Origin of the sequence: Lactobacillus sp. UMNPBX6, from assembly GCF_002553975.1 — a bacterium.
GTDB classification, from domain to species: domain Bacteria; phylum Bacillota; class Bacilli; order Lactobacillales; family Lactobacillaceae; genus Lactobacillus; species Lactobacillus gallinarum.
In genome coordinates, this window is sequence record NZ_PCZD01000120.1 from 1 (window position 1) to 1056 (window position 1056).

The 1056-nt window shown below is 41.1% G+C and carries 1 protein-coding gene; it reads right to left on the reverse strand.

Annotated elements, in window-relative coordinates; translation table 11 throughout:
* Positions 1–1056: transposase (locus CP357_RS09915; protein ID WP_143468461.1), on the reverse strand; the 1056-nt coding region annotated here is incomplete at both ends.

Below are 1056 nucleotides of genomic sequence, written 5' to 3' on the forward strand. Positions count from 1 at the left end.
CCAAAAGACGATCAATCCAACTCTTAATTTGAGTTGCTTGACCGTCTTTTTCTTGTTATTTTTATTTTTGTGTAAAGAAGATTGGTCCTTTGACCATCTTCTGTTCCAATATTTGCTTAAATTCATCATCATGAAGGCTATTCCCACATCAGTTTCAACCTTCTTTTTGCCTCTTAAATGAGTTCGACGCATGCCAAAAACGTTCTTCAAATGTCCAAAAACTGGCTCCACATCATACTTTCTCTTGCTGTAGATGTACCTGCCTTCAGGACTTTGGAGAACTCCTTTAGCTTTTTCTTTTAAGTATTGCCAGTTAGGATTATAGCGAACCTGCCGCTGGCGTCCGCTCTTGGTTTTGGCTAAACGCTCTAATTCTGGCGTTAATTGAAATTTATCCGCTTCGTAAACCTTAAAATCGCGAACCTGACCAGTCGATTTATCTTTACGCCGACTATAACATTTGAAGCTAAACCTAACGCCGTTTTGATCAAGGTAGTAATCGTCTTCTTCATCATAGAACCAGTTGGCTAGCTTAGTTGGATCGTTTTTGTACTTTCTAGTTTGTTCCTTTTCGTACATGGTATAAGGGATATAGTACTGCTTGTCTGAATATTCTTCTTCAAGCATTGAGTAGTTGTACTCGCTGCCGTAGCCAGCATCGGCGACGATCTTATCGAACTTGTCCATTGTCGTCATCTGTTTTAAAAAAGGCTCTAGCGTCTTAAAGTCAGTCGGATTGGGATACAAAGCAAAATCGACTACGTATTGATCCGTTGTAGCGACTTGGATATTATAGCCTGGCTTGAGCTGGCCGTTCTTCATGTGGTCTTCTTTCATATGCATGAACGTCGCATCGTGGTCGGTTTTAGAGTAGCTATTTCGCCCAGCAAAGACTTCTTCTGCCTCTTCATACTTCTTCATTCTAGGCACGTAGTCTTTTCTTAGCTTATGAAGCAGCTTTTTTAGAGCTCGTCTTTTTGCTTTTCTAGCCGAGCCGCCAGGAATGGCTTTAGGCTCTTGGGCAATCTCTTCAGTCAGTTTTTCAATTTCAGCTTC